The organism is Leucobacter sp. BZR 635 (genome assembly GCF_048061935.2).
Classification (GTDB): domain Bacteria; phylum Actinomycetota; class Actinomycetes; order Actinomycetales; family Microbacteriaceae; genus Leucobacter.
Map to the genome: position 1 here is coordinate 1 of NZ_JBLUNZ020000013.1, position 24,128 is coordinate 24,128.

Annotated in this window: 22 protein-coding genes and 1 tRNA gene; 2 read left to right on the top strand and 21 right to left on the bottom strand. The window is 65.6% G+C overall.

The window, feature by feature from the left end; translation table 11 throughout:
- The 3 genes from ACI1US_RS02085 to ACI1US_RS02095 all read right to left on the bottom strand — a co-directional run.
- Positions 1-387: AraC family ligand binding domain-containing protein (locus tag ACI1US_RS02085; protein ID WP_461637788.1), on the bottom strand; the 387-nt coding region annotated here is incomplete at its 3' end.
- Between the two features lie 35 nt (positions 388-422).
- Positions 423-1,334, bottom strand: a complete 912-nt coding sequence (locus ACI1US_RS02090; protein WP_461637790.1) for a helix-turn-helix domain-containing protein — start codon at positions 1,332-1,334, stop codon at positions 423-425.
- A 227-nt stretch (positions 1,335-1,561) separates the two neighbouring features.
- Entirely contained in the window at positions 1,562-2,521 is a 960-nt protein-coding gene (locus tag ACI1US_RS02095) for an alpha/beta fold hydrolase (RefSeq protein ID WP_461637792.1), read from the bottom strand.
- A 164-nt stretch (positions 2,522-2,685) separates the two neighbouring features.
- Here ACI1US_RS02095 and ACI1US_RS02100 point away from each other — a divergent pair, with 164 nt between their 5' ends.
- Complete coding sequence (locus tag ACI1US_RS02100; RefSeq protein WP_461637794.1) at positions 2,686-3,594, top strand: ADP-dependent NAD(P)H-hydrate dehydratase; 909 nt, start codon at positions 2,686-2,688, stop codon at positions 3,592-3,594.
- Here the strand turns inward: ACI1US_RS02100 and ACI1US_RS02105 are convergent.
- A complete protein-coding gene (locus tag ACI1US_RS02105) occupies positions 3,551-4,249 on the bottom strand; it encodes a TetR/AcrR family transcriptional regulator (protein WP_461637796.1) in 699 nt (232 codons plus the stop codon). The two genes, ACI1US_RS02100 and ACI1US_RS02105, sit on opposite strands and share 44 nt — an antisense overlap.
- A 95-nt stretch (positions 4,250-4,344) precedes the next feature.
- Between ACI1US_RS02105 and ACI1US_RS02110 the strand changes: the two genes are divergently transcribed.
- Positions 4,345-5,220, top strand: coding sequence for a 3-hydroxyacyl-CoA dehydrogenase family protein (locus tag ACI1US_RS02110; protein ID WP_059062039.1), 876 nt, complete (start codon positions 4,345-4,347; stop codon positions 5,218-5,220).
- 67 nt (positions 5,221-5,287) lie between these two features.
- Here ACI1US_RS02110 and ACI1US_RS02115 read toward each other — a convergent pair whose 3' ends face one another.
- From ACI1US_RS02115 to ACI1US_RS02195, 17 genes are all read right to left on the bottom strand, one after another.
- On the bottom strand, positions 5,288-5,632 hold the full coding sequence (locus ACI1US_RS02115; protein WP_461637799.1) for a cupin domain-containing protein: 345 nt from the start codon (positions 5,630-5,632) through the stop codon (positions 5,288-5,290).
- 35 nt (positions 5,633-5,667) lie between these two features.
- Positions 5,668-6,309: a Crp/Fnr family transcriptional regulator gene (locus ACI1US_RS02120; RefSeq protein WP_059062043.1), complete on the bottom strand. Its 642-nt coding sequence runs from the start codon at positions 6,307-6,309 to the stop codon at positions 5,668-5,670.
- Positions 6,310-6,317: 8 nt separating this feature from the next.
- The gene (locus ACI1US_RS02125; protein WP_461637801.1) at positions 6,318-6,920 is read right to left on the bottom strand and encodes an ATP-binding cassette domain-containing protein; all 603 of its coding nucleotides are present in this window, start codon (positions 6,918-6,920) and stop codon (positions 6,318-6,320) included.
- Positions 6,920-8,029, bottom strand: coding sequence for an ABC transporter permease (locus tag ACI1US_RS02130; protein WP_461637803.1), 1,110 nt, complete (start codon positions 8,027-8,029; stop codon positions 6,920-6,922). Before ACI1US_RS02130 ends, ACI1US_RS02125 begins: the two co-directional genes overlap by 1 nt.
- Entirely contained in the window at positions 8,026-9,198 is a 1,173-nt protein-coding gene (locus tag ACI1US_RS02135; RefSeq protein ID WP_461637805.1) for a substrate-binding domain-containing protein, read from the bottom strand. The genes ACI1US_RS02130 and ACI1US_RS02135 overlap by 4 nt, the downstream gene beginning before the upstream one ends.
- Positions 9,185-10,009: a class I SAM-dependent methyltransferase gene (locus tag ACI1US_RS02140; RefSeq protein ID WP_461637807.1), complete on the bottom strand. Its 825-nt coding sequence runs from the start codon at positions 10,007-10,009 to the stop codon at positions 9,185-9,187. Before ACI1US_RS02140 ends, ACI1US_RS02135 begins: the two co-directional genes overlap by 14 nt.
- A gap of 47 nt (positions 10,010-10,056) precedes the next feature.
- Positions 10,057-13,974 carry an MBG domain-containing protein gene (locus ACI1US_RS02145; RefSeq protein WP_461637809.1) on the bottom strand — a complete coding sequence of 1,306 codons (3,918 nt, stop codon included), beginning with the start codon at positions 13,972-13,974 and terminating at the stop codon, positions 10,057-10,059.
- Positions 13,975-14,078: 104 nt separating this feature from the next.
- Complete coding sequence (locus tag ACI1US_RS02150; RefSeq protein ID WP_461637811.1) at positions 14,079-14,648, bottom strand: hypothetical protein; 570 nt, start codon at positions 14,646-14,648, stop codon at positions 14,079-14,081.
- A 373-nt stretch (positions 14,649-15,021) separates the two neighbouring features.
- The gene (locus ACI1US_RS02155) at positions 15,022-15,150 is read right to left on the bottom strand and encodes a hypothetical protein (RefSeq protein ID WP_461637813.1); all 129 of its coding nucleotides are present in this window, start codon (positions 15,148-15,150) and stop codon (positions 15,022-15,024) included.
- 30 nt (positions 15,151-15,180) lie between these two features.
- Positions 15,181-16,893 (bottom strand): long-chain-fatty-acid--CoA ligase, encoded by a 1,713-nt coding sequence (locus tag ACI1US_RS02160; protein WP_461637814.1) that lies wholly within the window; start codon positions 16,891-16,893, stop codon positions 15,181-15,183.
- Between the two features lie 134 nt (positions 16,894-17,027).
- Complete coding sequence (locus tag ACI1US_RS02165; protein ID WP_461637816.1) at positions 17,028-17,864, bottom strand: hypothetical protein; 837 nt, start codon at positions 17,862-17,864, stop codon at positions 17,028-17,030.
- A 212-nt stretch (positions 17,865-18,076) separates the two neighbouring features.
- Positions 18,077-18,151, bottom strand: a tRNA-Gln gene (locus ACI1US_RS02170).
- A 112-nt stretch (positions 18,152-18,263) separates the two neighbouring features.
- The gene (locus tag ACI1US_RS02175; protein ID WP_416549441.1) at positions 18,264-19,568 is read right to left on the bottom strand and encodes a thymidine phosphorylase; all 1,305 of its coding nucleotides are present in this window, start codon (positions 19,566-19,568) and stop codon (positions 18,264-18,266) included.
- Positions 19,569-19,621: 53 nt separating this feature from the next.
- A complete protein-coding gene (locus ACI1US_RS02180; RefSeq protein WP_416549440.1) occupies positions 19,622-20,023 on the bottom strand; it encodes a cytidine deaminase in 402 nt (133 codons plus the stop codon).
- A 4-nt stretch (positions 20,024-20,027) separates the two neighbouring features.
- Positions 20,028-21,317 carry an ABC transporter permease gene (locus ACI1US_RS02185; RefSeq protein WP_416549439.1) on the bottom strand — a complete coding sequence of 430 codons (1,290 nt, stop codon included), beginning with the start codon at positions 21,315-21,317 and terminating at the stop codon, positions 20,028-20,030.
- On the bottom strand, positions 21,314-22,570 hold the full coding sequence (locus tag ACI1US_RS02190) for an ABC transporter permease (protein ID WP_416549438.1): 1,257 nt from the start codon (positions 22,568-22,570) through the stop codon (positions 21,314-21,316). The genes ACI1US_RS02185 and ACI1US_RS02190 overlap by 4 nt, the downstream gene beginning before the upstream one ends.
- Positions 22,567-24,081 (bottom strand): ABC transporter ATP-binding protein, encoded by a 1,515-nt coding sequence (locus ACI1US_RS02195; RefSeq protein WP_416549437.1) that lies wholly within the window; start codon positions 24,079-24,081, stop codon positions 22,567-22,569. Before ACI1US_RS02195 ends, ACI1US_RS02190 begins: the two co-directional genes overlap by 4 nt.
- Between the last annotated feature and the right edge of the window lie 47 nt (positions 24,082-24,128).

The following is a 24,128-nucleotide window of genomic DNA, read 5'->3' on the forward strand; positions in this document are numbered from 1 at the left end:
CCGCGTCTCAGTCGGCATGTCGACCTCCGCGTTGAGCAGCAGCAGCTCCCGCACCGCCGGAATGAGCTCGACAATCATCGCCTCGCGCGGCAGGTGGGCCGCGACGCCAGGCTCAAGAAACGTGGCGTAAAAGAGCGAGTCGGCAGAGGTCTCGATCGTGTGCGGCACGCCGCTCGGGATCCACACCGCGCGCTGCGCCGGCACCGTCCACACCGCGTCGCCAGCGCGCACCCGGGCAACCCCGGCCGTCGACCAGATGAGCTCGTCCTCGCGGTGCGTCTCGACGTCCCACGACCTGACGCTGCGGCTCGCGTGCCGCACGCTCGTGAGCAGGAAGCCGCGGATCCGCTTGGAGGCCGTGGAGAGATGGGTGGGGTCGACAGTCACAGGCCCAGCGTAGCGACTGCCGCACCCGAAGCGTGCTACCTTCGCCGGAGCTCCTGCTGGGTCACCCCGTAGAGCTCGAGCAGGGCCCGGTACATCGTCGACGACGATCCAAACCCGGAGCGCTTCGCCACTTCAGCGGTCGAGAGGCCATCGTGCTCGGGATTCTGCAGCAGCGAACGCGCGATCCGCCCCCGCTCGCGCCGCAGCTCAGCCCCGACGCTCGTCGCACGCCGCGAGAACGCGAGCTGCAGCTGTCGCACCGAGCAGCCGAGCTCGTCCGCGAGCACCGCGGTGTTGAAGTCTGGGCGGCTGCACTCGCGCGCGATCACCCCGACCGCGTCTCCCCACACGTCAGCGGTGCCCCGCGACGGCTGGGCCGACATCAGCGGGAACCGGTGGCGCAGCAGCGCGCCGGCCATCTCCACGCTCACGCGCGACACGGTTGCTGCATCCCCGGGGCTCACCTGGGCGGGTGCCTCGGCGAGCTCCTCGAGGTAGGCGCGCATCGCCCGCTCCGGCAGCGTGAGGTCGCCGTAGACCGTCGCGCCGTCAGGGAGCCGCGGGAGAAACGGCAGCAGCACGTCGCGCTGGATGCGGGCGACCAGAAACTTCCACGGCGTGAGAAACCGCACTCGCAGCGGCAGGCCGCTTGGCGCGAGGAGCAGGGGGTCGTCGGACTCGAGCCAGACCCCGTCTTCGAGGTACGTGAACGTGCCGCGCTCAACGAAGACGAAGTCGATGGTTGGCGTGCCCGGAAGCAGCGGCCTGCGCTCAATCTCGGTCGGGCCCCCCGACGCCTCGATCACGAACACCGGGCCGAAGGCGTGCACGACGGCGTCCATCGCGAGCGAGTCGCGGCTGCGGGTACCCTCGCGGTGCAGGTCGGCGCTCGAAAACTCGGCGACCTCTCGGTCGGAAATCTTGCGCGGTGCGCTCGGACGGTCCATGAGGTATACGGTACCGCGCGCGACCCCGCAGTGCGAGCTCCGGAGACGCTCGCGGGAGCGCTCCCGAGAGCGCACCCGTCCGGCCGATCCCCGCAGTCCTGGTCAGTGTGCGCCACGCAGCCCCTCCGGGCACCCTCACGCCTGGCGCAAACTGACCAGCAGTGGGCCGGATGCCGCCCCGACGGCCGCTAGCCGCCAAGAGCCGGCCAGAACCGTCGGGGGCGCGGTTAGCCGCGAGCGGACTCGGGCAGGCCCGCGAGGAACTCCTTCGTCGCCGCAACAACCTCGTCGCTCTTCGTGTGGTGCAGGTAGTGATCGGCGTCGACCTCGCGGGTCACCGCGTAGTCGACGGTCGCGGCCTGCGCCTCATGCATATCGGTCCAGGTGGGGAAATCAGGGTTGTTTGCCTGGTACATGAGCAGCAGCGGCAGCTCCCGCGGGAACGTCTCCCCCGCGGCACCAGCAAAGTTCTCGCCGAGGTGGTTGATCTCGTCGAGGTAGGTGGGTGCCATCGAGTTGCGCATCGTCAAGACGTCGAGGCGCTCGCGATCCAGATCGGAGTACGCCGGGTTTCCCTCGAGCGGGCTGCCCGACAGCGCGGTAACAACCCGCATCAGGCCGAGGCCGCGGAGTGCCGGACCCGCCTTGATGATGCCAGGTACCTCGTCCATGCCCGGCTGCTCGGGAACTGAGGTGTCGATGCCAACGAACGCGGTCACCTCGTCGGGGTAGGTGTTCGCGTAGCGCAGGCCGTAGAGGCCGGTGATCGAATGCCCCATGAGGATGTACTCGTCTGCCCCAACAGCCGACACCGCCTCGTGGATCTCGCGCACAATGTTGTCGGTGGTGCGGGGTGTATCGGCCTGATCGCTGAAGCCGTAGCCGAACGGCTCAACCGCGATAATCCGGTAGTCGTCTTCGAGCCCAGCGATCACGGGAGCAAAGTCGGCGACGGGAGACGCCGTGCCCGCGCCGGGCGTGAGCACGATCGTCTGCTCGCCCTCACCGAAGACTGCGACGTTCATCTGCTTCCCGTCAACCTCGACGAGCTCGCCGTACGGTTCGAGGTCTGCGACCTCCTTGTTCGTGAGCACCACGTTGGCGATCGATGTCGTCGCGAGTGTCACGCCGACGAGTGCGACGACCGTGCCCAAACTGATGAGGGTGATTTTCAGGGGCTTCTTCACGGAGACCTTTTCGTTCGGCAGCGGATGCGGTGAAGGGTTAACTGTGTCATGGCGCGGGCGAATTGGCCTGGGAAATACCCGGGCAGGGTGCAGAACAGTCGCGGGTTACGCTGGAGGCGTGCCGTCGTTTCATTGCTTCGGTGCGTCGCGAGATGAGGGGTGTCATGGGAGAACCGACGACGTGGACAGCCGGGGCCGCTGCGGGGTTTCTCGCTGCGCCGGGCCGTGACACCCATAAGTACTCGCGCGGCGTGCTCGGCCTACGCACCGGGTCCGCCGCGTACCCGGGCGCTGCAGTGCTCGGCGCCGAGGCCGCATGGCGCACAGGCATCGGGCTCGTCCAGTTCTCGCCGCAGCTCGAGGACGCCGAGCCAGCGTTCGGACTGCCCTCCCCCGCAGCGGCAGTCCTCGCCCGACGCCCGGAGACCGTCGTGTCCGAGGCGACAGGGCGCTGCGACGCGTGGCTCATTGGCAGCGGAACCGACCCCCGATTGCGGACGGCTGCCGAGCAGGCCGCATTGGAAGCGCTGCTGTCGGAGAGGAACCCGGTGGTCATTGATGCCGGCGCGCTCGATCTCGGCGCGGTCCGGTCGACCGAGCGCCGTCGCACCGCGCCCGCAATCCTGACTCCGCACGCCGGTGAGTTCGCTGCCCTCTGGAATGCGCTGGAGGCGCCGCGCCCCACGTCGAACGCGGACGCGGCCGCAGACCTTGCGCGGCGCCTCGACGCGACGGTGCTCCTCAAAGGATCGATCACGATCGCCGCGGCGCCCGACGGCACGATCCTCCGTGTGGGGCCCGCTACCCCCTGGCTGGCCGCGGCCGGCACTGGCGACGTGCTCGCCGGGATCCTCGGCGCGCTCACGGCGAACCACGCTGACGCGGTCCACGCGAATCCGGCGCTCCTGGCGGAGCTCGGTGCTACGGCTGCGCTCGTGCACGATGCGGCCGCGCGGATCGCGGCGAACGATCCACACGGCCCGCAATCCACGTCGGGCACCCCGATCACCGCGCTCGACGTGGCGGGCGCTATTCCCGCGGCGGTCGGGCGGCTGCGGGAGGCACGGGGCTGAGTACTCCGCTGAGCGCAGCAAGCACTGTGTCCCGGCGCAGTCGGGCAGGATCGTCGGCAAATGCTCCCTGCAACACCGACCCGACATGGGCGGCCGTGACCACCCTGGCGGCCTCCTCGACATCGGGCAGCAGCGCCCCGCCAACCGCATCGGCTATCTGGGTGAGCACGGGAATGAAGCCCGCTTGGAACGCCTCGCCGTGCTCGCGCAGCACCGCGCTCAGCGCCGGGTCCGCCGCCGCGCGCAAGCCATACAGTGCTCGCAGCGCGTACCACTGGGCGTCGGCTGGGATGACGGCGAGCAACTCGTCGACGACCGCCTCGAGCGTGCCACCGGCCTCGCTGTCAGCGAGCCCCGCCGGTCGAGGCGCCACCGCGTGGCTGCGCAGGCGCTCGATGAGGGCAGCGGTTTTCCGTTCGTACAGCGCAAAGAACACGTCGTCGACCGTGCGGAAGTTTGAGTAGAACGCACCGCGCGTGAAGCCCGCGCGCGCACAGATTTCGTCGATCGAGGCGCTCGGCGTGCCATGCTCGGCGAAGAGCGCTTCCGCCGCGTCGATGATCGCCGCACGCGTGTGCGCTCTGGCTCGTCGCTTCGGCGCTGCGCCCTCGTGAGGCTCAGTGCCACCTGAGAGTTTTGGCTCGACCTTCGACATTTCCTCCCCTTCGCCGCAATCTCGATACATAATGAATTCAGTAGAAACTGTATCGAATACTCACGGTGAGCACATCACCAGGAACGAGGGGTCCCATGCAATTCGCACTTCCAGCAGACGCAGCACAGCGGCCGATCGTCATCGTCGGCGGCGGCACCCTCGGGCGCCGCATCGCCGCGGTATTCGCATCGGGCGGAGCCGACGTACGGATCGCCGACCTGCAGGAGGCCCAGCGCACTGGCGCACTCGAATACGTCGAGGCAACCGTGCCCGAGCTCACCGCTCGACTCGAATCGCAGGGCATCTCGGCAACGGCCGGAACCGTCACTGCCGTGGCAGACGTCGAGTCGGCGCTCCCCGGAGCGTGGCTCGTCGTCGAGGCAGTTCCCGAGCGACTCGACATCAAGCGCCCGCTCTTCGGCACACTGGACCGGCTCGCTGACGCAGACGCGTTGCTCGCCACGAACTCGTCCTCCTACGCGTCGAGCAACGTCATCGACGAGGTCTCGAACCCGGAGCGCGTCTTTAACATGCACTTCGCCATGCCCCCGCAGAGCATGGCCGTCGAGCTCATGAGCGACGGCCACACGACCGAGGGCCTCCTCGAAGCCGTTGCAGGCGAGCTCAAGCGCTTCGGGCTCGCGCCGTTCATCGCGCACGCCGAAAGCACGGGCTTCATCTTCAACCGCATTTGGGCTGCCATCAAACGCGAATCTCTCGCAGTGGTCGCCGCTGGCGTCAGCACCCCCGAGGACGTCGACGCGATCATGCAGGCCAACATGGGCATCGCGGTCGGCCCGTTCGCGCTCATGGATCAGGTCGGACTCGACGTCGTGCTCGACATCGAACAGCACTACGCCGACGAGAACCCGCACCTTCCCGAGGCACCGCGCGAGCTCCTGAAGACCTACGTTGCGGCGGGCAAGCTCGGCCGCAAGACCGGCGAGGGCTTCTACAGCTACGACAAGTAGCCGGTGTCGCCGGGGGCGATCGCCAGCCTTCCTGGTCGGCGATCGCCCCCCGGCTCACGCACCCCGATTACTCCTCCGGATGGAACGTCAGCACGAGCTGTGCATCCTCGATCGCGTGCACCTCGTGCACGACATCTCCAGCGGCACGCGCGAGCGCGCCCTGCCCGAGTTCGTGCGCGTGGCCTCCAATGTCCAAAGTGACGCGTCCGGAAGCCACATGGATGAGCACCGGAACTCCAGAGACATGCTCGGCGAGCGTGACACCGGCCGGGATATTCAGTGTCCGTACGCGGAGCCGGTCGCCGTCGAACACTCTCCCGACACTCACCCGCCCCTCACGCGTCGGTGCGAGGGAGACAAGCGCCGGGATGCCGGTTGCGAGGATATCGAAATCATCCGCGTGGTCAGTCATACGTGTGTGCTCTTTCTGTTGCTGGGGCGGCCCGTTTAGAGGAGCCGCACCCGTTTGCGTTCAACCTCAATGAGGGTTTCGTCTTGCATGCGTCGCAGTTCACGCATGAGCGCTTTCGGGTTCACTCCAAGGTAGTCTGCCCAGTCAGCTCGCGAATACGGGAGGAGAATCTCGCCCTCACTGGAACGGCCAAAGGACTCGAGCGACATGAGGATCCTGTTACGCAATCTCGGCTCCGCAAGCAGATTCAGACGCACGCTGAGGTGCACGAGTTTCTTTGACATCTCCTGCACGAGGTTCGCGTGCAACCGGGCCGCACCACGCTGACTCGCCCCGAGCAGCCGGCCCCGGTGGAGGAGCAGAACCTCGGCGTCGGTGAGCGCGACGATTTCCACCGGCGAGGGGCCGTCGCTCATGACCACAGCTTCCGCAAACGAGTCCCCCGGACCGAACCGCTCGACGATCTGTGTGTTGCTGCCGCGGGGCACCGTCGCTTGGACGGCGCCGGTAAGCATGACCGGGAAGAAACTCATCCGTTCCCCGATGCGGATGATGGCCTCTCCCTGCCGATAGCTCTGGGTGATCGCACGGACTGATTCGAGGAGTCCCGCGTGTTCCTCGCGCGGAATACCCGCAAATACGCGGGAGCGATAGGTTGCGGCTGCGTGGTTCGCCATGCCTCTCCTCATTTCTTGCCGTCACTGGACGAGAGCGTGAGCGTGTGTGCGTCGAGCAGTCCCGCGTCGTCACGACCGTGCGTCGCGGCAAGCACCGTCCGGCCTGCCGTGCGAGACCTGAGGTACCCAACGACTGTGTGTTTCGTATCCCAGTCGAGTCCGGTGAAGGGTTCATCGAGCAGGATCAGTGTGCTCGGAGTGAGCACCGCACACGCGAGCGACACCCGGCGACGCATACCGCCAGATAACTCTCGCACAGGCTGCGCAAGCGAGCGCTCGGGTAACAGTTCAGAGAGCTCCTCACGAATCCACGGCTTCGAGACGCGGCGGTCCGGGTGAACGAGCGCGACGTTCTCCACTGGGTTCAGTGTTTCACTCAGGCGATCTTCTTGGAACATCACCGAGAGTGCCCTCGGGTCAACACCCAAGATACGACCGCTATCAGCCTGTTCGAGGCCCATCATGAGCCTGAGCAGGCTTGTCTTGCCGACTCCAGACGGACCCATGAGGCAATACCTGCCACCGGCGTCGAGCCGGAAGCTCACGTTATCAAGCACCTGGTGTAGTCCAAAGCGCTTCGACAGCCCGTCAACACGGATGTCCCCCATCATCACTGCTCCTTCCCCAGCCAGCCGCCGCACGGGTGCGAACACCAGCGCAGCACAAGCATCACTAGTCGTTCACAGAGGACGCTCAACACCATGACAACCACCGTCCACGCAAACAGGGTCGGCGTATCGAGAAACGTCTTCGCGGTAAACATCTCCTTGCCGATAGACCCTGTGGTCGTCGCAAACAGCTCTGCCATGATCCCCGCCCGCCAGCTCATCCCCACGCCCACTTTGCATGCGTTGGTGAGGAACGGCATGAATGCAGGCCGTGACAGATACCAGAAGCGCTTCCACTTGGAGAGACGGAAGACCCGAGCCCGCTCAAGATCCAGCACGCTCACCGCCCCCAGCCCAGTCAGCATGCTCGTGTACACGAGCGGCAACACGATAAGAAACGCGAGCCAAGAGGTGAGCGCCTGGCCACCGAGCCAGATGAGCAGCATGATGATGAAGGACACCACCGGAACTGTCTTGATCACGGACATGAGCGGCGCGAGCAGTTCACGGAACCACTGCAGGCGGTGGCCAACGACAGCAAGAAGAATCCCTGCGGCGAGCGCGGCGCAGAAGCCGAGCACGATACGCCCGAGGGACGACCCGGCGATACCCCAGAATGCCGGTTCGGCGGCCGCGGCGATGAGTGCTTCCAACGTGCGGATTGGGCCCGCCAGCAGGAGCCGGTTGTCGACGATTTGGTCCGTGAGCTCCCACAGACCCAACCAAAACAGCACAATCGCAGTCTTGCGGAGATACCAGGATCGGCCGCGTGCCACCGGTGCCCGGCCGCGGGTGCGCTCGACGTTGTTCGCGCTGGCGAGGGGCGAGAGTCCTTGCGCCGAAGCGGCGTCTGCGGCTGCCCTGGCCTGGTCAGTTCCTGCGGTCGTGCTGCCTGTGTGGTGAACCGCCGTTCCCGCTGACTGCATCGCCGCGACGAGGTCGCGCGGATCGGTACCATTCGCGACGAGTTCGCGGAGCACGGGAAGCATCGCAGAGGGGTCAATACCCGCCGGCGCGTGTGCGCGCATGAGCGCGAAGAGTTCTCCGTCACTCCACTGCGCGTTCCGAGCTCCCGCTGCACCGCTGGTGGCTGTCTCGGGTGTGTCTCTCACGAGGCGCCCGCCGACACCCGGTCGCTCTCGGTGAGCGTCGGTAGGTCCAGTTCGAGTGCACCGATTGGGGGCATGTAGTAGAACCCGTTGTCGGGGAGCGAACCGCCTACCGCTGCCGGGTTTTGCGAGTAGATCGCCGACAGAAATCCCGAGAGCGAATCGTGCATCACTTCACCTGTGAGACTCACGAGGCTGCAGAAGGGCATTGCGGCCGCGGCCACCTCATTGTTCAGGAACGTCCCGAGTTCCTCCTGCACCGCAGCCGCGGCCTCAATGTTGTCGAGAGTAAAATCGACTGAGGATCCCGCTTGTTGCAGGTATTCGATGACTGCGGATTCGTGTTGTTCCAGGAACGCACGGTTCACGATGGTGTGGGTCGTCACGGCTTGCGATCGATTCGTGTTCGACGGCATCTCGTCCCACGCGGCCGTGAGGTCGACCGGCGTGAACAGTTCGTCGACCATGGTGCGGGCGAGTTCGACAAAGGGCTGCGGCAATACGGCTACGCAGTTCTCCTCGCTCTGGAGCAGGTTGAGGACTTCGAACGGGGTCGCCCGATACGACATGTCGACGTCGTTGCCGAGGCCATATCCGTCGAGCACTGTCGCAATCGTAAACTCTGGCGTGCCGTGTTGCCCGATCGAGTAGACAGTTCTGCCTCGCAGATCATTCATGCTGGTGATGTTCGGGTCGGTGGTTGCGACGTAGAGCACCCCGAGGTTGCCGACGTTAATCACCCGCACTTCGGTATTGATGTCGTCGTTGTTGTAGAGCACGGCTCCGATGTTCGAGGGGAGCGTGACAATGTCAAATTCACCCCGGTTGAAGCGAGCTGCCAGCGTTGCGAAGTCGATCCCAGTCACCTCGAATTCAAATGAGTGGTAGGTGTTCCCCGCCTGTGCCGCGAGAAGAAACTGGCTCAGCCCCATCGACGGCGGCCCGAGGATGAGTCCGACCCGCACGTCGACCGGGTCGAGACTTCCCATGAGTGGCCGGTTTTCGATGCGGGGCGGTCCTCCGGTCACCGGTGCTGGGTCTCGGGGCGTCCTGGCTGCGCATGCGGTCAGCATGTTGAGCGAAGTGAGCGCCCCGAGCGCCCCCAGGAATCTCCTGCGGGTGACCGTCTGGGAAGACCGCCGCTCGGCGTCGGGGAAGTTACTCGGCAGCATGGGTCGATGAGCCGGGCTTGACCGCCACGATCCCCACAGCGATGAGTGCGTCTCGGTGACGCGCGAATGTGCGCCGCATCGCGAGCACGCGCTTGCGCTCTGCTGGCATCCTCAGGACGTTGCCCGCGAAGCGTGCCGCACCGCCCAAGCCTTCGTCGGCTATGATTCGGCTGGGCTGGAGAAGCCTCATCGGCGCGAAGTGGGTTGCTTCGTGTACCTCGAAGCCGACGTCTTCGAGCAGCCCCCGCCACTCCATGTTGGTGAGGGGACGAGCGTTCACCTTGATCGACTGCGCGAGAGCTCGCTGAATGTCCTTCTTGGTGTCCTCGGGAAGCCCGTCAGGGGTGAGCCCGAGTTCGTGAATGACATAGCGGCCACCGGGCCGGAGTATGCGAAGCGCCTCGGCCATCATGTCGCGTTTCGACCGGTCAGCCTGCATGGTGAGCATAGCTTCACCGAACACGACGTCTGCGCTGCCGCCCTCAAGACCCGTGTCGGCCGCGTCAGCTTGCAGGACCGCCCCGTCGAGCCCGAGCTTCCGATTTACCTGAGCGACCGCCGCTGGGTCGCTGTCAACTCCTCGGTATGAGCCGGGTTGCCGCCTCACAATCGCGCTCGCAGTGTGGCCGAGCCCGGGAGCGAGTTCGACGACGTCACTCCCCGCGATCTGCGCCGCATCGAGCATGCGCTCGGTGAGCTCACGGCCGCCGGGGCGGAGCACTCGTTTGCCCAGTTTGGCGAGCAGCCAATGCCCAGCCATGGTAGCGACAGGGCGATCATGTTCCGGAAGGACTGCTGGTGTGCGATTCATGAGAAATTCCTTACTGTGAGAGAAAGTGAAGTGTGGCGCAGGGTTCGTTAGTCTTCGACGAGTGGGCGTCTGATCCGGAGCCGATGTCTGGCCAGGAGGGTGGCCCCGCCCGCAAGAGCAATGAGCGCCCCGATACCGATGGCGGTCGCCACCAGCGACGATGAATCGAGGCCGCCGGTCGAATCAGCGGTCACGGGACCTGAACGCGACGACGAACCGGTGCCAGCCCCTGCGAGCTTCGATTTTTCGTTTGCCTGGCGTGCCGCTTCGAGCGCTTCGAGCGCTTGCGCCGCATCCGCCGAGTCCGCATGCTTGGCGAGCGCAGTCTGGATGGCGCTCGGAATCGCTCCGCCGCCGGAAGTGGGCACGCCAGACAGATTCACTTCGAACGCCGCGGGCCACGTGTGCTCTCGGGTGCCGCCAAAGATTGGTCCGCCGATACTGTACGCGAGGTCGCCGATCGTCACCGACGCAGTCATCGCGCGCGCGATCGCTGACGCGGTGGGGTCGATGCGGCCTAGGTCCACGGTGACGCTCGAAACCGTGGGCCCGCCGCCGGTGCTCACAACTCCCCCTCCCGAAATGCTGCGCACGGTAAGAATCCGGTCCTGGATCACTACGGGGACTGTCACCCGAGCTGCCCCATCTTGGGACACGATCAGCGTGGCATTGTCTGCGACAGGGTCTTTCGGGGGGAAGGCACCGCTCGTGATGTGCGGGTCAAGCGGCAGCCCAGTGTCCGCACGGCTAAACCAGATGTTTGCACTCACCGGGTAGCTTCCTGGTGCGAGCTGGGTGTCTGCGACCGCACCAGGGTCGATGCTCGCAGGGAGCCTGCTGCCCTGCTTGCCACCGGAGCCACCCTTGCCCCCAGCACCGCTGCCGGTTCCAGGGTTAGGGCGCTGCCCTCCACTGCCCGAGCCGGTTTGGCTGCCCGGGGTTCCACCGGGGATCTTCACCTTGGTGTCTGCGGACAGCCATGTGGCGCTGGCGTAGTCGACCGCAAGGTGAATGTCCCAGGTTTTGTCGAGCTGCAGTGGTGCCGCATACACTCGGCTCCGGGAAAACACGTAGTCCGATTTCGTGCTGTCCAGGCTGAACACTGCCTGCGTGATGCGACCGCCAGTGTTGGCCCCGTAGGTTCGGTTATCGCGAGCGACACCGGCCAGCTCCACCCCGGCTGAGGGCGTGCCGAGCTGCATGAGCGTGAAGGCAGGGTTCGGTACGTCGACGATGAGTGAACGTGTGCCGCGTTTGTCCACGATGAGCGAGGCGTTGTCGCGGACTGGCGTGGTCGGGATGCCGTAGTTGGGGTCACGAGGGTCGACAAGTGGATTCTTGGGGTTCGTCATGTACGCGGTGAGCCCGAGAATGTCGTTCTTCGCAGCGGGGACGAACAGGTTCGCGGTGACTCGATATGTCCCGGGTAGCCATTCGTCGGGGCGCGCTTCCTCTCGCACGGACAGCGTTCCGCCCACATAGCTGAAGCGGTAGTTCGTCGCGCTTCCACCAACCGGGGTGAGTTCGTACCGCGCGCCAGCGGTGAGGGCACCCGGCGGTGCGATGACTGGGCTCACGAAGCCCGCCGCGGTCGCCGCAGTCTCATCGTTGACAAAGCCGCGGTAGCTGAGCGCAAGTCTCGGCTGCCCGTTCGCGGCTATGGTCTCGCCCTCGTACGTTGCGGTCAGTGGCGCCTTCGTGATCTCCCAAGCGATATCGACCGGGGCCATGCTCCCGTCGCTCCACACGAACCCGGGCAGCAGTGTCGCACGAGCGACGTAGCTCCCCGCGTCAGCCGCTACTGGCCGCACCGACAGCTCGTATCCCTCTCCGTCGAGCACGCCGTGTTGCGGAAGCCCGGTGTAGCGAAGCGCGGTGACAGCCTGCGGTTTAGCGATCGGCTTCGGCTTCTCGCTGGCCACCAGCACGTAGGCGATCTCAGTGCCCGAGGTTTGCGCGGAATCAATGTCACCATCTTTACCTGTCGCCGCATTCCAGAGCGGGACCTGCACCATCGCTGCGGGTGATTCCGAGTCAGTGTCGACCCCAACGATGGTGAACGCAGCAGAGCGCGACCCACTTCCGGCTCCCAACGGTTCTACTGACGTCAGCCCTGATCCAACCGTGCCACGGACGAGATACACCCGGTCGGCGTCCCCGCTCACAGGCACCGAGCCACTCAGACTCGTCAGCCCGCCGCCGAGCGGATACTGCCACGAGGAGTGTTTCGCGACCGTCGCACCGGGAACGTTTTCGTAGCTCAAATCGAGTCCGAAGGTGAACAGTCGCACATCCGGGTTTTCAAAGGCCTTGTGTAGCAGCGCTGCTGCTTCACTCGTGCGGGCAGCTGAAGTCTCTTCACCGAGGAACGAGGAGTATGCGCCGAGCGAATCGAGCGATTCGAAGTCCATGCCGGGAAAGTCCCAATCTGCCTCACCCGTGGTCCGATAGGTCATCGTGGTGCCCAAGTCACTCTCGAAGGTTTTCGTGTGTGCCCAGGGAACGGATGCCTCGGCGTCGACAATCGCGAATGTCCCGAGGCCATCAGGCGCAAAGGTGACACTCGCTTCAGCAATCGCCTCAGTCTCAAGTCTCGTCGCTTTGCCACCTTCGATGGCGAACACGACCGGTGATTCAGCGTCAGTGGGCAGCGTCACACGCGTCGCGATGTCACCGCTGAGATCGATCGACTCCTCCCCGGCGAGGAGGTCGAGCCGCCAGCTCTGCGCGGTTGGTTCGCTCAGAAACTCACGCGCAAGCGTTCGCGTTATCGCCCCATGATCGGGCGCCGGAGTGGTCGCGCGCAGCTTCGCTTCCGTGAGTCGCGGAATGCGTCCGTCGCCTTCCTCTGCTGACACGGTCACCTCGGCACCCGTTGCCGTGTGCTCATAGGTTTGTGTGAAGTCGCCGCTGAGTTGGCGCACCGCGCCAGCGAAGTCGACACTCAGGTGAATCGCCCAAGTCTTTTCGGTCGCGAGTGGAACGGGATACTGCACAGCAGGCCCGAAAGTGTATTCCCCTCCGGAGTGCGCGAGCTCAGCGGTGACGTTCACGATGCGATCTGGGTAACGCGGGTCAGGTTGAAGGTTCGCCCAGGCAATCGAACCGCCGCGCTCGATGTTGGTAATGCGCAGTTCATCGCTGCTGCTGATCTGTTGCAGCGTGAAGATTTCTTGTGTGAACGGGACGTCCACCTCGGTTGTTCCGTCCGAAGCAACGCGAAGGGTCGCATTGAGCTTCTGCGGATTGACCGGTGGGAACGACGCATCGGCCATGTATACGTTCACACCGATCGGAGCATCAGCTGCTGCAACGAACGGGTTCACCGTGGCAGTGTAAGTGCCCGGCGCGAGACGAGCGGCCGATACCGGTGCTGGCCTACCGGCCGCCCCAGCTCCTCGCAGCTCCCCGAACGGCGCTGCCTCTTGTCCGGGACCTGTCGCCGCGTCATCTCCAGGGTCCGGGAAATCCCCAGGGCCAGAGCCATCCCCCGCCGAGGTCGGGGCCAAGTCAGCCGGTCCCCCGTCCTCGGCAGTCACGTCGTCGACAGTGCCGGAGGCTCGGGGCTCCTGCTCGGGAACAGCCTCTGGCAGCCCAACGCTGAGCGTCGCCGCTTCGCTGGTGGCGCTGCCCGCGGCTCCCTCAACTCGGGCGCGGAATTGGATGCCGTCGTCCGACACGGTTGGCGCCGGGACGACCAGCGTCGGGTCATCCGCTGTCTCGTTGTCCGAGGGTTCGATCTGCGTCCATAGCGTCCCCTGGTCAGCGGACGATTCCCACTGCACCGATGTGTCGCCGCTGTCGTCAAACCCTACAGAGAAGCTCGCTGGCATCCCCTCCGTAACACTCACGCTCAGTGGTTGCTGGGTGATCTCGGGAGCCGCACCGTCCGCGGTGACGGCGATCGCTGCACTGGGCGTGCCCACTGCAAGAATCACGGATAGCGCGAGGGCCGATATCGACATGGATCTACGTGCGCGGGTGTGCATCTGGTCAAACCTTTTCGAAGAAGCTGCTCCGGGGTGCCGGCTCAGGCTGTGTGATGGGGGTGTGTACTTCGACTACTGCCTCAACGGGCTGTCGTCGTGTCCCACACGAGGTTGAGATCCCACTGCTTGACACCGCGGTAGAGAAAGAAGTTCGCATACTCTTGGCTCGGGCTGAACGTCGCGACGGCAGCTCCACCCGCGAAGTCAGTCACGTCAAACGTCACTGTACTGATTCGCGTCTTCGGGCCGCCCGATGCGGTTTTCCATGCTGTGGTACCTGTCTCAACAACGCTGACGGCCCCTTCAGCTGAGGCTGCCGGGAAGCTGAGCACACCGAACGTGGTGTTTACGAGGGGGACGGTGAGCAGCTCAGTGCCATCGGGCTGCACCTCGAGAGTCGCGTTCCCAACGACGGGGCTACTCGGGTATCCCAGCGGCGGTGCTGCGGGGTTCGTCACGTACGCATTCAGCCCGATAGGAGTATCGCTCGCGTGAACGTAGACGTTCGCGGACACAGTGTGGGTTCCCACGTTCAAGCCCGGGGTGGCTTGAGCCGCGCTCCCACCGGAGAGGACAGCTGAGGCGGCGAGTAGCGTCGCGACGGCGATGCTGAACGTGCGGTCGCGGCGCGGTACTGAGGTTCGGGGCATGGGACTTCCTTGCGTTAGCTGGCGTGTAGTCGGCCCGCTTCGAGCGGGTAAACCCACCTTTTCATTCATCAGATGAAGCAGGGGTTGCCGTGGCTACCTTTTCTGAGGTTAGCCTAACCTAACTAAGATCTGATGTTTGATCCCCACAGCTCTCCCCTATCAATCCGGGCACCACGCACACTGCCAACCGCTCGAGCGGGTGAGCTCGGCACGGAGGTCGGAACGCATCCTCGGAAATCCACGTCACCCCACCGGCCGAAGGTTCGAAACCACCCTCAGCGAGCTACAGGAGCGGACAAGAAACGACGCCACCACACGACAGCGCCGGCTGCCGGGAACGGATTCCCGGCAGCCGGCACACGTGCGGCACTGCTTAGTTATCGAGCATGGCGACGGGTCGCCCGTTCACCTCGCCGCGCTGCAGGCGACCGAGGCCATCGGGGATCTCATCGAAGCTGATGCGCCCAGCTTTCACCGAGTCGTCGCCCGCGGCGACCAACACGCGATCACAGGCTCTCGCTCTGGCCGTATGTCACTGTTTGGTCAGCAGCAGCTCGCGCACCTCGCGTCGCAGCACCTTTCCGACCATCGATCGTGGCAACTCAGGGACGAACTCAACCCGCTTGGGGACCTTGTACGCCGTGAGCCTGGTGCGGCAGAAAGTGCGCACTGACTCCGATTCGAGTTGCGCACCGCTCCGGGTCACAATCGCCGCCGCGACCATCTCGGCCCCATCTCCGCGTGGCAGTGACACGACCGCCGCGTCCGCGATGTCGGGGTGCGACAGCAGCACCTCTTCAACTTCAGAGGGTGACACGTTGAAGCCGCCGGTGATGATCAGCTCCTTCCGTCGGTCAACAACCGTCACAAACCCGTCCGCCGAGACGGTGACGATGTCGCCGGTGCGCAGCCAGCCGTCTTGCAGCAGGGTTTCCGCGGTGTCTTCCGGGCGCTTCCAGTACCCTGCGAACACCTGCGGGCCCCTGAGCAGGAGCTCCCCCGGCTCTCCAACACCCACCTCAACCGCCGGGTTGTCGGGGTCAACCACGCGAATCTCAGTGCTCGGAAACGGGACGCCAACGGACCCGGGCCGACGGGATGGGCCAGCGGGGTTTCCGAGCGCAACCGGCGAGGCCTCAGTCATGCCGTACCCTTCGACGAGCAGGCCCCCAGTGACCTCTTCCCAGCGCTGCACTGTCGAAACCGGCAGCGGCATCGCCCCCGAGATCGCGAATCGCACCGTCGAGAGATCGAGCTCCCCGCGAACTGCCGCGCGCGCCAGCTGGTCGTAGATAGGTGGCACCCCTGGCAGGAACGTCGGAGGCGAATGCTTCGCAGCCTTCTGCACGAGGCCGACGTCAAACGTCGGGAACAACACCAAACGGGCACCGATACTCATCGCAAAGGTGAGGCACAGGGTCAGCCCGTACGCATGAAACAGCGGCAGAACACCGTAGAACACCTCGTCACCCTCGCGCAGGCCCGGCAGCCATTCCCGGCCTTGCATCGCATTCGCACGCAGGTTCTCGTGGGTCAGGATCGCACCCTTCGGCCTGCCCGTTGTCCCGCTGGTGTACTGCAGCACAGCAACGTCGTCGAGCTTCGGGCCCGCCACGCGCTTTGGCAGCCGGTTCCCCAGCAGCGACTCCCACGACCGCATCGCCCTCGAGGCAGGTCGCGCCGTGAGCTTCTTTCGCGCGGCACGAGCCGCCGGAACTGGCAGCCGAAGAGCGAGCTGTTGCAGCGTTGGCATTTCTTTAGTCATGTTCACGGTGACGATGTTCTGTGGCCGCACATCCTCCGGCAGGCGATCGATCTTCTCGCTCGCGACGTCCCAGACGATCGCGAGCGTTGCTTCGTGATCCTCAAACTGATGGCGCAGTTCGCGTTCGGTGTACAGGGGATTGTGTTCGACGACGACTGCGCCCAGTCGCAACACCGCATAGAATGCGACAACGTGCTGCGGGCAATTGGGGAGGACAAGCGCGACCCGGTCTCCTGCCTTCACTCCAAGCTTGCGCAGCCCCAGGGCGGCACGTTCAACTTGCTCGTACAGTTCTTTGTACTTCGTGGTGCGCCCGAAGAACTCGAGCGCGACATGGTTCGGAAACCGCTGAGCGCTGGCCTTCAACGCTTCGGGGAGAGTCTGGCTCACCGGATCAATTTCGGGGCGCACGCCTTCGGCATAGGAAGTCAGCCATGGGCGCGACTCGTCTGCCTGGGCCCCGTCAAAAACTGCAGTCATGGTGTTGGCCGTCCTATCGTCGGTGTACCCCCAGCCTAGGCAGTGCCCTATCCGCCAGAACGCATCCATCGCCTCTCACCACCCACAGGAGGTGCATAGCCCAGCCGGCGCTCTGGTCGCCGGCATCACCGCGATCACAGGCAGCGGCTCTCCAACTGCATCGTGAGCGTGCCGTCGATGGTGAAACGGTCGTCGACTGAAATCGCATACATGGCGCTCGCCCCCGTCTTCGTCGCAACAGACTTATCACGTTGTCCGTCTTCCAATGCTTCGAGGTAGCCTGCTTGCGCCCAAGCTGCCAGGACTCGCTGCTTGGCTCGTCCCTCATCGTCGCTGGGCAGCGTAAACGCGAGCGTGAGCTGCTCCCCCAGCCCTTCCGGCTGCGCGGGCGCACAGCTGTGCGTCTTGATTGGTGGGTGCATCGCGTCGAATTCAACGGGCTTCTCGCCGGTGACCTCGACCGTCGCCGCTAGCCCACCGGAGTCGGCCATTGCCGCTTCGACGAGCACCCGCATCTCCCGATCAGCGTCCTCGCTGGAGAACGCTTCGAAGGCGGGGTCTTTGGCCCCGTTCGTCAAGGCCTCCAACCCGGCACCACCAGTGTCTGGGACAAGATGCACCGGCCCGATCCGCTCGTGAGTCAATCTCACGATTGTGGACAGTGAGCTGCCCGACGCAAAGCCCATTGCCAGTACCGTCCCGAGGAGCATTGCGCCGCTGACGATCCCGAATCTCAACCAGATCTTGCTGCCGCGCAGGGCTGCAACGACCGCTACCACCGCAAGCGCGGCCATGATGACCACCGCCACAAGCGCGAGGCGCACGATCGATTGGGCTGCGTCGGCGAGCGCTGAGGTCCAGCGCTCGAGCATTCCGGCATCGTTCGGATCCCACAGCACCGAGGCACCCGCACAGGCGCCCGAGAAAAACAGCACCCCGCAGTACACCGCGACCATGGCACCGAGCGCCACCGCGCACACAAGTTGAACGGCGCTCCCACGGGGACGCCGAGCTGGCGGCGATTCAGGACCCGGATCAGTCATAACGACACCATCGCCTACCGTGTCGCCGAAATCAAGTCGCCAGAAGAGTTGCCCGTCCATGGCCCGCGCCGAGAGCAGGCCTGAGCACACGAGCTGCGTGTCAAGAAACGCGAAAAGCCCCGGAAACCGGGGCTTTTCTGTGGCTGGGATACCAGGACTCGAACCTAGAATGACGGTACCAGAAACCGTAGTGTTGCCAATTACACCATATCCCAAAGGCTGATTCCGCTTCCCTTGCGGGCGCGGCACCGAGATATAACTTTACCCGGTAACCGCGCGGAAACCAAAACGGGGCGCGCACAGCGTGTCAGCCGCGCGCGCCGCGCCTCATCCCGTGATGTGTTCGCGCACGAGCGGACCGCGGGCGTGCGCCCCCGGAGCCGCGTCGGCGTCGATCTCCCAGGCACCCTCGAGCGCCTCGAGCGCACGCGGGAAGCGTGCTGCGTCTTCGGCCGAGAGCGTGAACAACGGCTGGCCCGCAGTGACAGTGTCGCCTGGCTTCGCGTGCAGGTCGATGCCGGCTGAGTGGATCACCGGATCCTCCGCGCGCGCTCGGCCCGCGCCGAGCCGCCACGCTGCGATACCAAACGGCAGACCGTCGAGCTTGGACATGACGCCCGCGGTGGGGGCGGTGACGACGTGTGTTTCGGCCGCGACGGGCAGCGGCGCGTCGGGGTCGCCGCCCTGGGCTGCGATCATCTTCCGCCACACGTCCATCGCGCGGCCGTCGTTCAAGGCAGCCTCGACCTTCGCGTCGGGCTGACCCGCGAGGGCAAGCATCTCGCGGGCGAGCGCGACGGTAAGTTCGCGCACGTCGGCGGGGCCGCCGCCCGCGAGGATCTCGACTGACTCGCGCACCTCGTTCGCGTTCCCGATTGCGAGGCCGAGCGGCACGTTCATGTCGGTGAGCAGCGCAGAGGTGCGCACGCCCGAGTCGGTGCCGAGCGCCACCATCGTCTCGGCGAGCTCGCGGGCCATCGCGTAGTCCTGCATGAAGGCGCCCGAACCGAACTTCACGTCGAGCACGAGCGCGCCCGTGCCCTCAGCGATCTTCTTCGACATGATGCTCGACGCGATGAGTGGGATCGAGTCGACCGTTCCCGTGACGTCGCGCAGCGCGTAGAGCTTCTTGTCTGAGGGGGCGAGGCCTGATCCCGCAGCGCAAATGACCGCGCCCACGTCGCCGTCGAGCTGCGCGAACAGTGCCTCGTTCGTGAGCGCCGCCTGCCAGCCGGGGATCGCCTCGAGCTTGTCGAGGGTGCCGCCAGTGTGGCCGAGGCCGCGGCCGGACAGCTGCGGCACGGCCACCCCGAACGACGCGACGAGCGGCGCGAGCGGCAGCGTGATCTTGTCGCCCACCCCTCCCGTCGAGTGCTTGTCGACGGTGGGCTTCGAGAGCCCGGCGAAGCTCATGCGCTCGCCCGAGTTGATCATGGCGTCGGTCATCACGCGGATCTCGTCGCGCACCATGCCCCGCTGGTAGATCGCCATCGCGAACGACGCCATCTGCGCCTCCGAGACGTAGCCGCGCGTGAACGCGTCGATCATCCACCGGAGTGCCGGCTCCGGGACCTCTCCCCCGTCGCGCTTGGCGCGAATCACGTCAACGGCGTCAAACGGCTCGACACTCATCTGTCAGGTCCTTTCGTGGTGGCGAACCGGCGCCTGCGCACCGGCTGATACAACTATTCGGCGACCCGCTCAAGGTCGCGCGGCCCGAAGGCGTCAGGGAGTACCTCGTCGATGGTGCGGATGCCAGACACGGTCTCAAGGAGCATGCCCTCGGCTGAGTGTTCGTAGAGCAGCTGCCGGCAGCGCCCGCACGGCATAATCGTCTCTTCGTTACCGTTCACGCAGACGAAGGCGACGAGTTTGCCGCCGCCGCCCATGTGGAGGTCAGCGACGAGGGCGCACTCGGCGCACAGGGTGAGCCCGTACGAGGCGTTCTCGACGTTGCAACCGGAGACGATGCGCCCGGTGTCGGTGAGGGCCGCGGCCCCCACCGGGTACTTCGAGTACGGCACGTAGGCGTGCGGGAGCGCGGCGATGGCGGCCTCGCGCAGCTGCGCCCAGTCGATGTCTGTCACGGCGCTATCCCTTCACGTAGGGCGTGCCGCTCGCGGCGGGCGCGCGCGACTTGCCGGAGAAGCCGACGACCGCGAGGATCGTCACGACGTACGGCAGCATCGACATAAACTCCGACGGGATCGGCGAGCCGAGGTTGTTCAGCAGCGTCTCGAGGTTCTTGGTGAAGCCGAACAATAGCGCTGCGAGGGTTGCCCGCAGTGGATCCCAGCCGCCGAAGATCACGGCCGCGAGGGCGATGAAGCCGAGCCCGCCTGCCATTTCCTTGTCGAATGCACCGACCGAACCGAGGGTGAAGTAGGCACCGCCGATGCCGGCGATGCCGCCCGCGAGCAGCAGGTTCCAGAAGCGGGTGGGGTTCACCTTGATGCCGACGGTGTCAGCAGCCTGCGGGTGTTCGCCGACGGCGCGGAGCCGCAAGCCCCAGCGGGAGCGGTACAGCGCCCACGTGATGAGCGGCACAGCGATGTACGCGAGGTACACGATGAGTGTTTGGTTGAAGAAGACTGGCCCGAGCACGGGGATCTCGCTGAGCCCAGGAATCGCCCAGCGCGGGAAGCGCGGGGGCGAGTTCAGCGTCGCGGCGTTGGGCTGCATGATCGCGCCGTGCAGGAAGCTCGTGAGGCCCGTGATGAGCACGTTGAGCACGACGCCGACGATGACCTGCGTGACCGCGTAGGTGATCGAGAAGACCGCGAGGATCGCGGCGACGAGCGCGCCCGCAACGATCGCGCCGATGAGGCCGGCAACGTACGATCCGGTGATCGAGGCGATGAGGGCACTCGTGAACGCGGCGAGTAGAAACTGCGCCTCGATCGCGACGTTGACGACGCCCGCGCGCTCACCGATGACGCCGCCGAGGGCACCGAAGATGAGCGGCACCGACAGCGAGAGAGCCCCGAAGAGCAGGCCAGTCACGGGCACGGTGCCGCCGGCTGCGGACCAGGTGAGGAAGAGGAAGATCCCGACGAGCGCGAACACCACGGTGAACCACAGCGGGGTCTTCTGATAGCGCATCGCGAACACGAAGGAGAGCGCGGCCATCGCCGTCAGGATGAGGGCGCACGCGATCACCGTGCCCGCGGTCGGCAGCGCGACGTCTGACAGCTGAATCGACTGGGTACGGTCGCCCAGCCGGAAGGTGCTCTCGCCCGACCGGCCCGCGATAAACGCGAGCACGAGGCCGATGAGTGCCACCACGGCGAACGAGATGGGAGCCTTCAGGCTCCGGCTACGAACGAGGCCCGCGTTGTCGAGGACGACGCGTGTGGCGGTGTGTTGCTCGACGGCGCTCATGCCGAGGCCCCCTTCTGCTGGAGTGCGTGCACGCGGTCGAAGCGGCCGAGGCCGAACACCGTGCGCACGAGCGGCGGGGCCGCGATGAAGAGCACGATGAGCGCCTGCACGACGAGCACGATGTCGACGGGGATGTCTTCGGCGATCTGCATCGTGAAGCTGCCCGCCTTCAGCGCACCGAACAGGATGCCTGCGGCCACGATCCCCCAGGCGCGCGAACGCCCGAGCAGTGCGACGGTGATCGCGTCGAAGCCGATCCCGGCGTCGACGTGGCTGCCGAAGCCGGTGGTCACGGTTCCCGCGATCTGGTTCGCGCCCGCGAGGCCCGCAAGACCACCGGCGATCGCCATCGCGTAGAAGATGATGCGCTCAACCTTGATTCCGCTCGCGCGGGCCGCGTGCGGGTTCTCGCCGACGGCGCGCATGCGAAAGCCGAGCGACGAGCGCTCCATGAGCCACCAGACGAACGCGGCCGCGAGCAGCGCGACGATGAACCCCCAGTGGGTGGTGAGCGGTGCGCCGAACAGCAGCGGGAACTTCGCGCTCTCCGGGGTCACCGGCGAGATCGGCTGGTTGCCTCCCGCACGCATCAAGAGGCCGGGCGTCGACAGCAACCACGCGATGAAGTAGAACGCGATGAAGTTCAGCATGATCGTGAGGATCACTTCGTGGGCGCCGGTGCGAGCCTTCAAGAAGCCGACGAGACCGCCCCAGAGCGCGCCGCCGAGGATGCCAGCGATGACAACGAGCGGCAGGTGCACGATAAACGGCAGGTCGAGGCCGAACATCACGAAGCCGGCGGCGGCGGATCCCATGAGCATCTGACCGCGGCCACCGATGTTGAAGAGGCCGACGCGGAACGCGAGGCCGACTCCGAGACCGGCCATGATGAGCGGTGTCGCAAAGTTCAGGGTGTCAGAGAGCGGCTTGATCGCGCGCAAGAAGCTCGGGGCCTCGAAGTTGAAGATTGAGCCGCGGAACAGGGCCGCGTAGCCGCCCGCCATGGCCTCCCAGATCGCGACGAAGGTGTCGCCGGGCCGCTGGAAGAAGTACCCGAGCGCCTCGAGCACGTCTGGGGTGGTGAACGCGATGAGGAGGCCGCCGATGAGCAGCGACAGCACGATCGCGAGCACCGTCGTCGTCACCGAGCTCGACAGGAGTTCGGCGATGAAGCGGTTCTGCGGCGGTTTCTCGCGGGTCTCGGGCTGCGCGCCCGCGGGCTGCCCGTTCGTTGCTACGGTCGGTGCACTCACGCCGCATCTCCTTCTGGGGTTTCGCCGGCCATCATGAGGCCCAGTGTTTCGCGCGGTGCGTCGCCGGGCACGATGCCGATGATCGTGCCCTTGTACATCACGGCGATACGGTCGGCGAGGGCCGACACTTCGTCAAGCTCGGTGGACACGAGCACGACGGGAACTCCCGAATCGCGTGCCTCGATGATGCGATTGTGGATGAACTCGATCGAGCCGACGTCGACGCCGCGCGTCGGCTGCGACGCGACGAGCAGGCTGAGGTCACGGCTCAGCTCGCGCGCGATGACAACCTTCTGCTGGTTACCGCCAGAGAGGCTCCCGACCGGGGCATGCGGCCCCTGGGTGCGGATGTCGTACTCGGCGATCTTCGACTCGGCGAATTCCGTGAGCGCGGCACGGCGGACCGTGCCTGCTGCCACGAATTCGGCGTCGCTGGTCCGGTTGAGAATGAGGTTCTCGGCGACCGAGAACGAACCGACGAGGCCGTCTTCGATGCGATCCTCGGGAACGAAGCCAACGCCGGCGTCGATGATCTGCTTCACTGGCTTGCCGATGAGGGACTCACCGTTCAGGGTGATGCTGCCCGAGGTGACCTGTTGCAGGCCCATCAGGGATTCCGCGAGCTCGGTCTGGCCGTTGCCCTGTACTCCCGCGATCGCGACGACCTCGCCGGGTCGCACCTCAAGGTTCACGCGATCCACAACGACGTGGCCGGTGCTGTCGGCGATCATGAGATCGGTGAGCTTCAGGCCGCCCTCGCCGAGCTTGGGCGCGGCCTTCTGCACGGTGAGCTCGACCGCACGGCCAACCATGAGCGAGGCGAGCTCGTTCGTTGAGGACTCCGGTGAGGCCGCAGCGACGATCTTGCCGAGGCGGATCACAGTGATGCGGTCGGCGACCTCGCGCACCTCGCGGAGCTTGTGCGTGATGAACACGATCGCGGTGCCGTCAGCGCGGAGCTGGCGCATGATGTCCATGAGTTCATCGGTCTCTTGCGGGGTGAGCACGGCGGTCGGCTCGTCAAACACGAGCACCTTTGCGTCGCGCGAGAGCGCTTTGATGATCTCAACCCGCTGCTGCACGCCGACGGGCAGATCCCCGACGATTGCGTCAGGGTCAACCTCGAAGCCAAACCGGTCGGCGACCTGACGCACATGCGCCCGGGCGCTCGCGAGGTCGAGGGCCCCGGCGAACTTCGTGTCCTCGTGGCCGAGCATGACGTTCTCGGCGACCGAGAACACGGGAACGAGCATGAAGTGCTGATGCACCATGCCGATGCCCGCCGCCATTGCGTCGCCGGGGCCGCGGAAACGCATGACCTCACCGTCGACAACGATCTCGCCCTCGTCGGGCTGATACAGCCCGTAGAGCACGTTCATAAGGGTAGATTTGCCCGCGCCATTCTCACCCAACAGGGCGTGAATTTCACCGGGTCGCACCTCGAGTGAGATGCGGTCGTTCGCGGTGAATGATCCGAATCGCTTCGTGATCCCGCGCAGTTCGAGCGTCATGCCGTTAAATCTATCTAAGTTCTGTGGGACTGAATAGGGTGTGCTGC

Bases quoted from the DNA above. Each gene is read 5' to 3' on its own strand.
- ACI1US_RS02090 (WP_461637790.1), bottom strand. From the start codon at position 1,334: ATGGACCGTCCGAGCGCACCGCGCAAGATTTCCGACCGAGAGGTCGCC.
- ACI1US_RS02100 (WP_461637794.1), top strand. From the start codon at position 2,686: ATGGGAGAACCGACGACGTGGACAGCCGGGGCCGCTGCGGGGTTTCTC.
- ACI1US_RS02105 (WP_461637796.1), bottom strand. From the start codon at position 4,249: ATGTCGAAGGTCGAGCCAAAACTCTCAGGTGGCACTGAGCCTCACGAG.
- ACI1US_RS02110 (WP_059062039.1), top strand. From the start codon at position 4,345: ATGCAATTCGCACTTCCAGCAGACGCAGCACAGCGGCCGATCGTCATC.
- ACI1US_RS02115 (WP_461637799.1), bottom strand. From the start codon at position 5,632: ATGACTGACCACGCGGATGATTTCGATATCCTCGCAACCGGCATCCCG.
- ACI1US_RS02120 (WP_059062043.1), bottom strand. From the start codon at position 6,309: ATGGCGAACCACGCAGCCGCAACCTATCGCTCCCGCGTATTTGCGGGT.
- ACI1US_RS02125 (WP_461637801.1), bottom strand. From the start codon at position 6,920: ATGATGGGGGACATCCGTGTTGACGGGCTGTCGAAGCGCTTTGGACTA.
- ACI1US_RS02135 (WP_461637805.1), bottom strand. From the start codon at position 9,198: ATGCTGCCGAGTAACTTCCCCGACGCCGAGCGGCGGTCTTCCCAGACG.
- ACI1US_RS02140 (WP_461637807.1), bottom strand. From the start codon at position 10,009: ATGAATCGCACACCAGCAGTCCTTCCGGAACATGATCGCCCTGTCGCT.
- ACI1US_RS02145 (WP_461637809.1), bottom strand. From the start codon at position 13,974: ATGTCGATATCGGCCCTCGCGCTATCCGTGATTCTTGCAGTGGGCACG.
- ACI1US_RS02150 (WP_461637811.1), bottom strand. From the start codon at position 14,648: ATGCCCCGAACCTCAGTACCGCGCCGCGACCGCACGTTCAGCATCGCC.
- ACI1US_RS02160 (WP_461637814.1), bottom strand. From the start codon at position 16,893: ATGACTGCAGTTTTTGACGGGGCCCAGGCAGACGAGTCGCGCCCATGG.
- ACI1US_RS02175 (WP_416549441.1), bottom strand. From the start codon at position 19,568: ATGAGTGTCGAGCCGTTTGACGCCGTTGACGTGATTCGCGCCAAGCGC.
- ACI1US_RS02185 (WP_416549439.1), bottom strand. From the start codon at position 21,317: ATGAGCGCCGTCGAGCAACACACCGCCACACGCGTCGTCCTCGACAAC.
- ACI1US_RS02195 (WP_416549437.1), bottom strand. From the start codon at position 24,081: ATGACGCTCGAACTGCGCGGGATCACGAAGCGATTCGGATCATTCACC.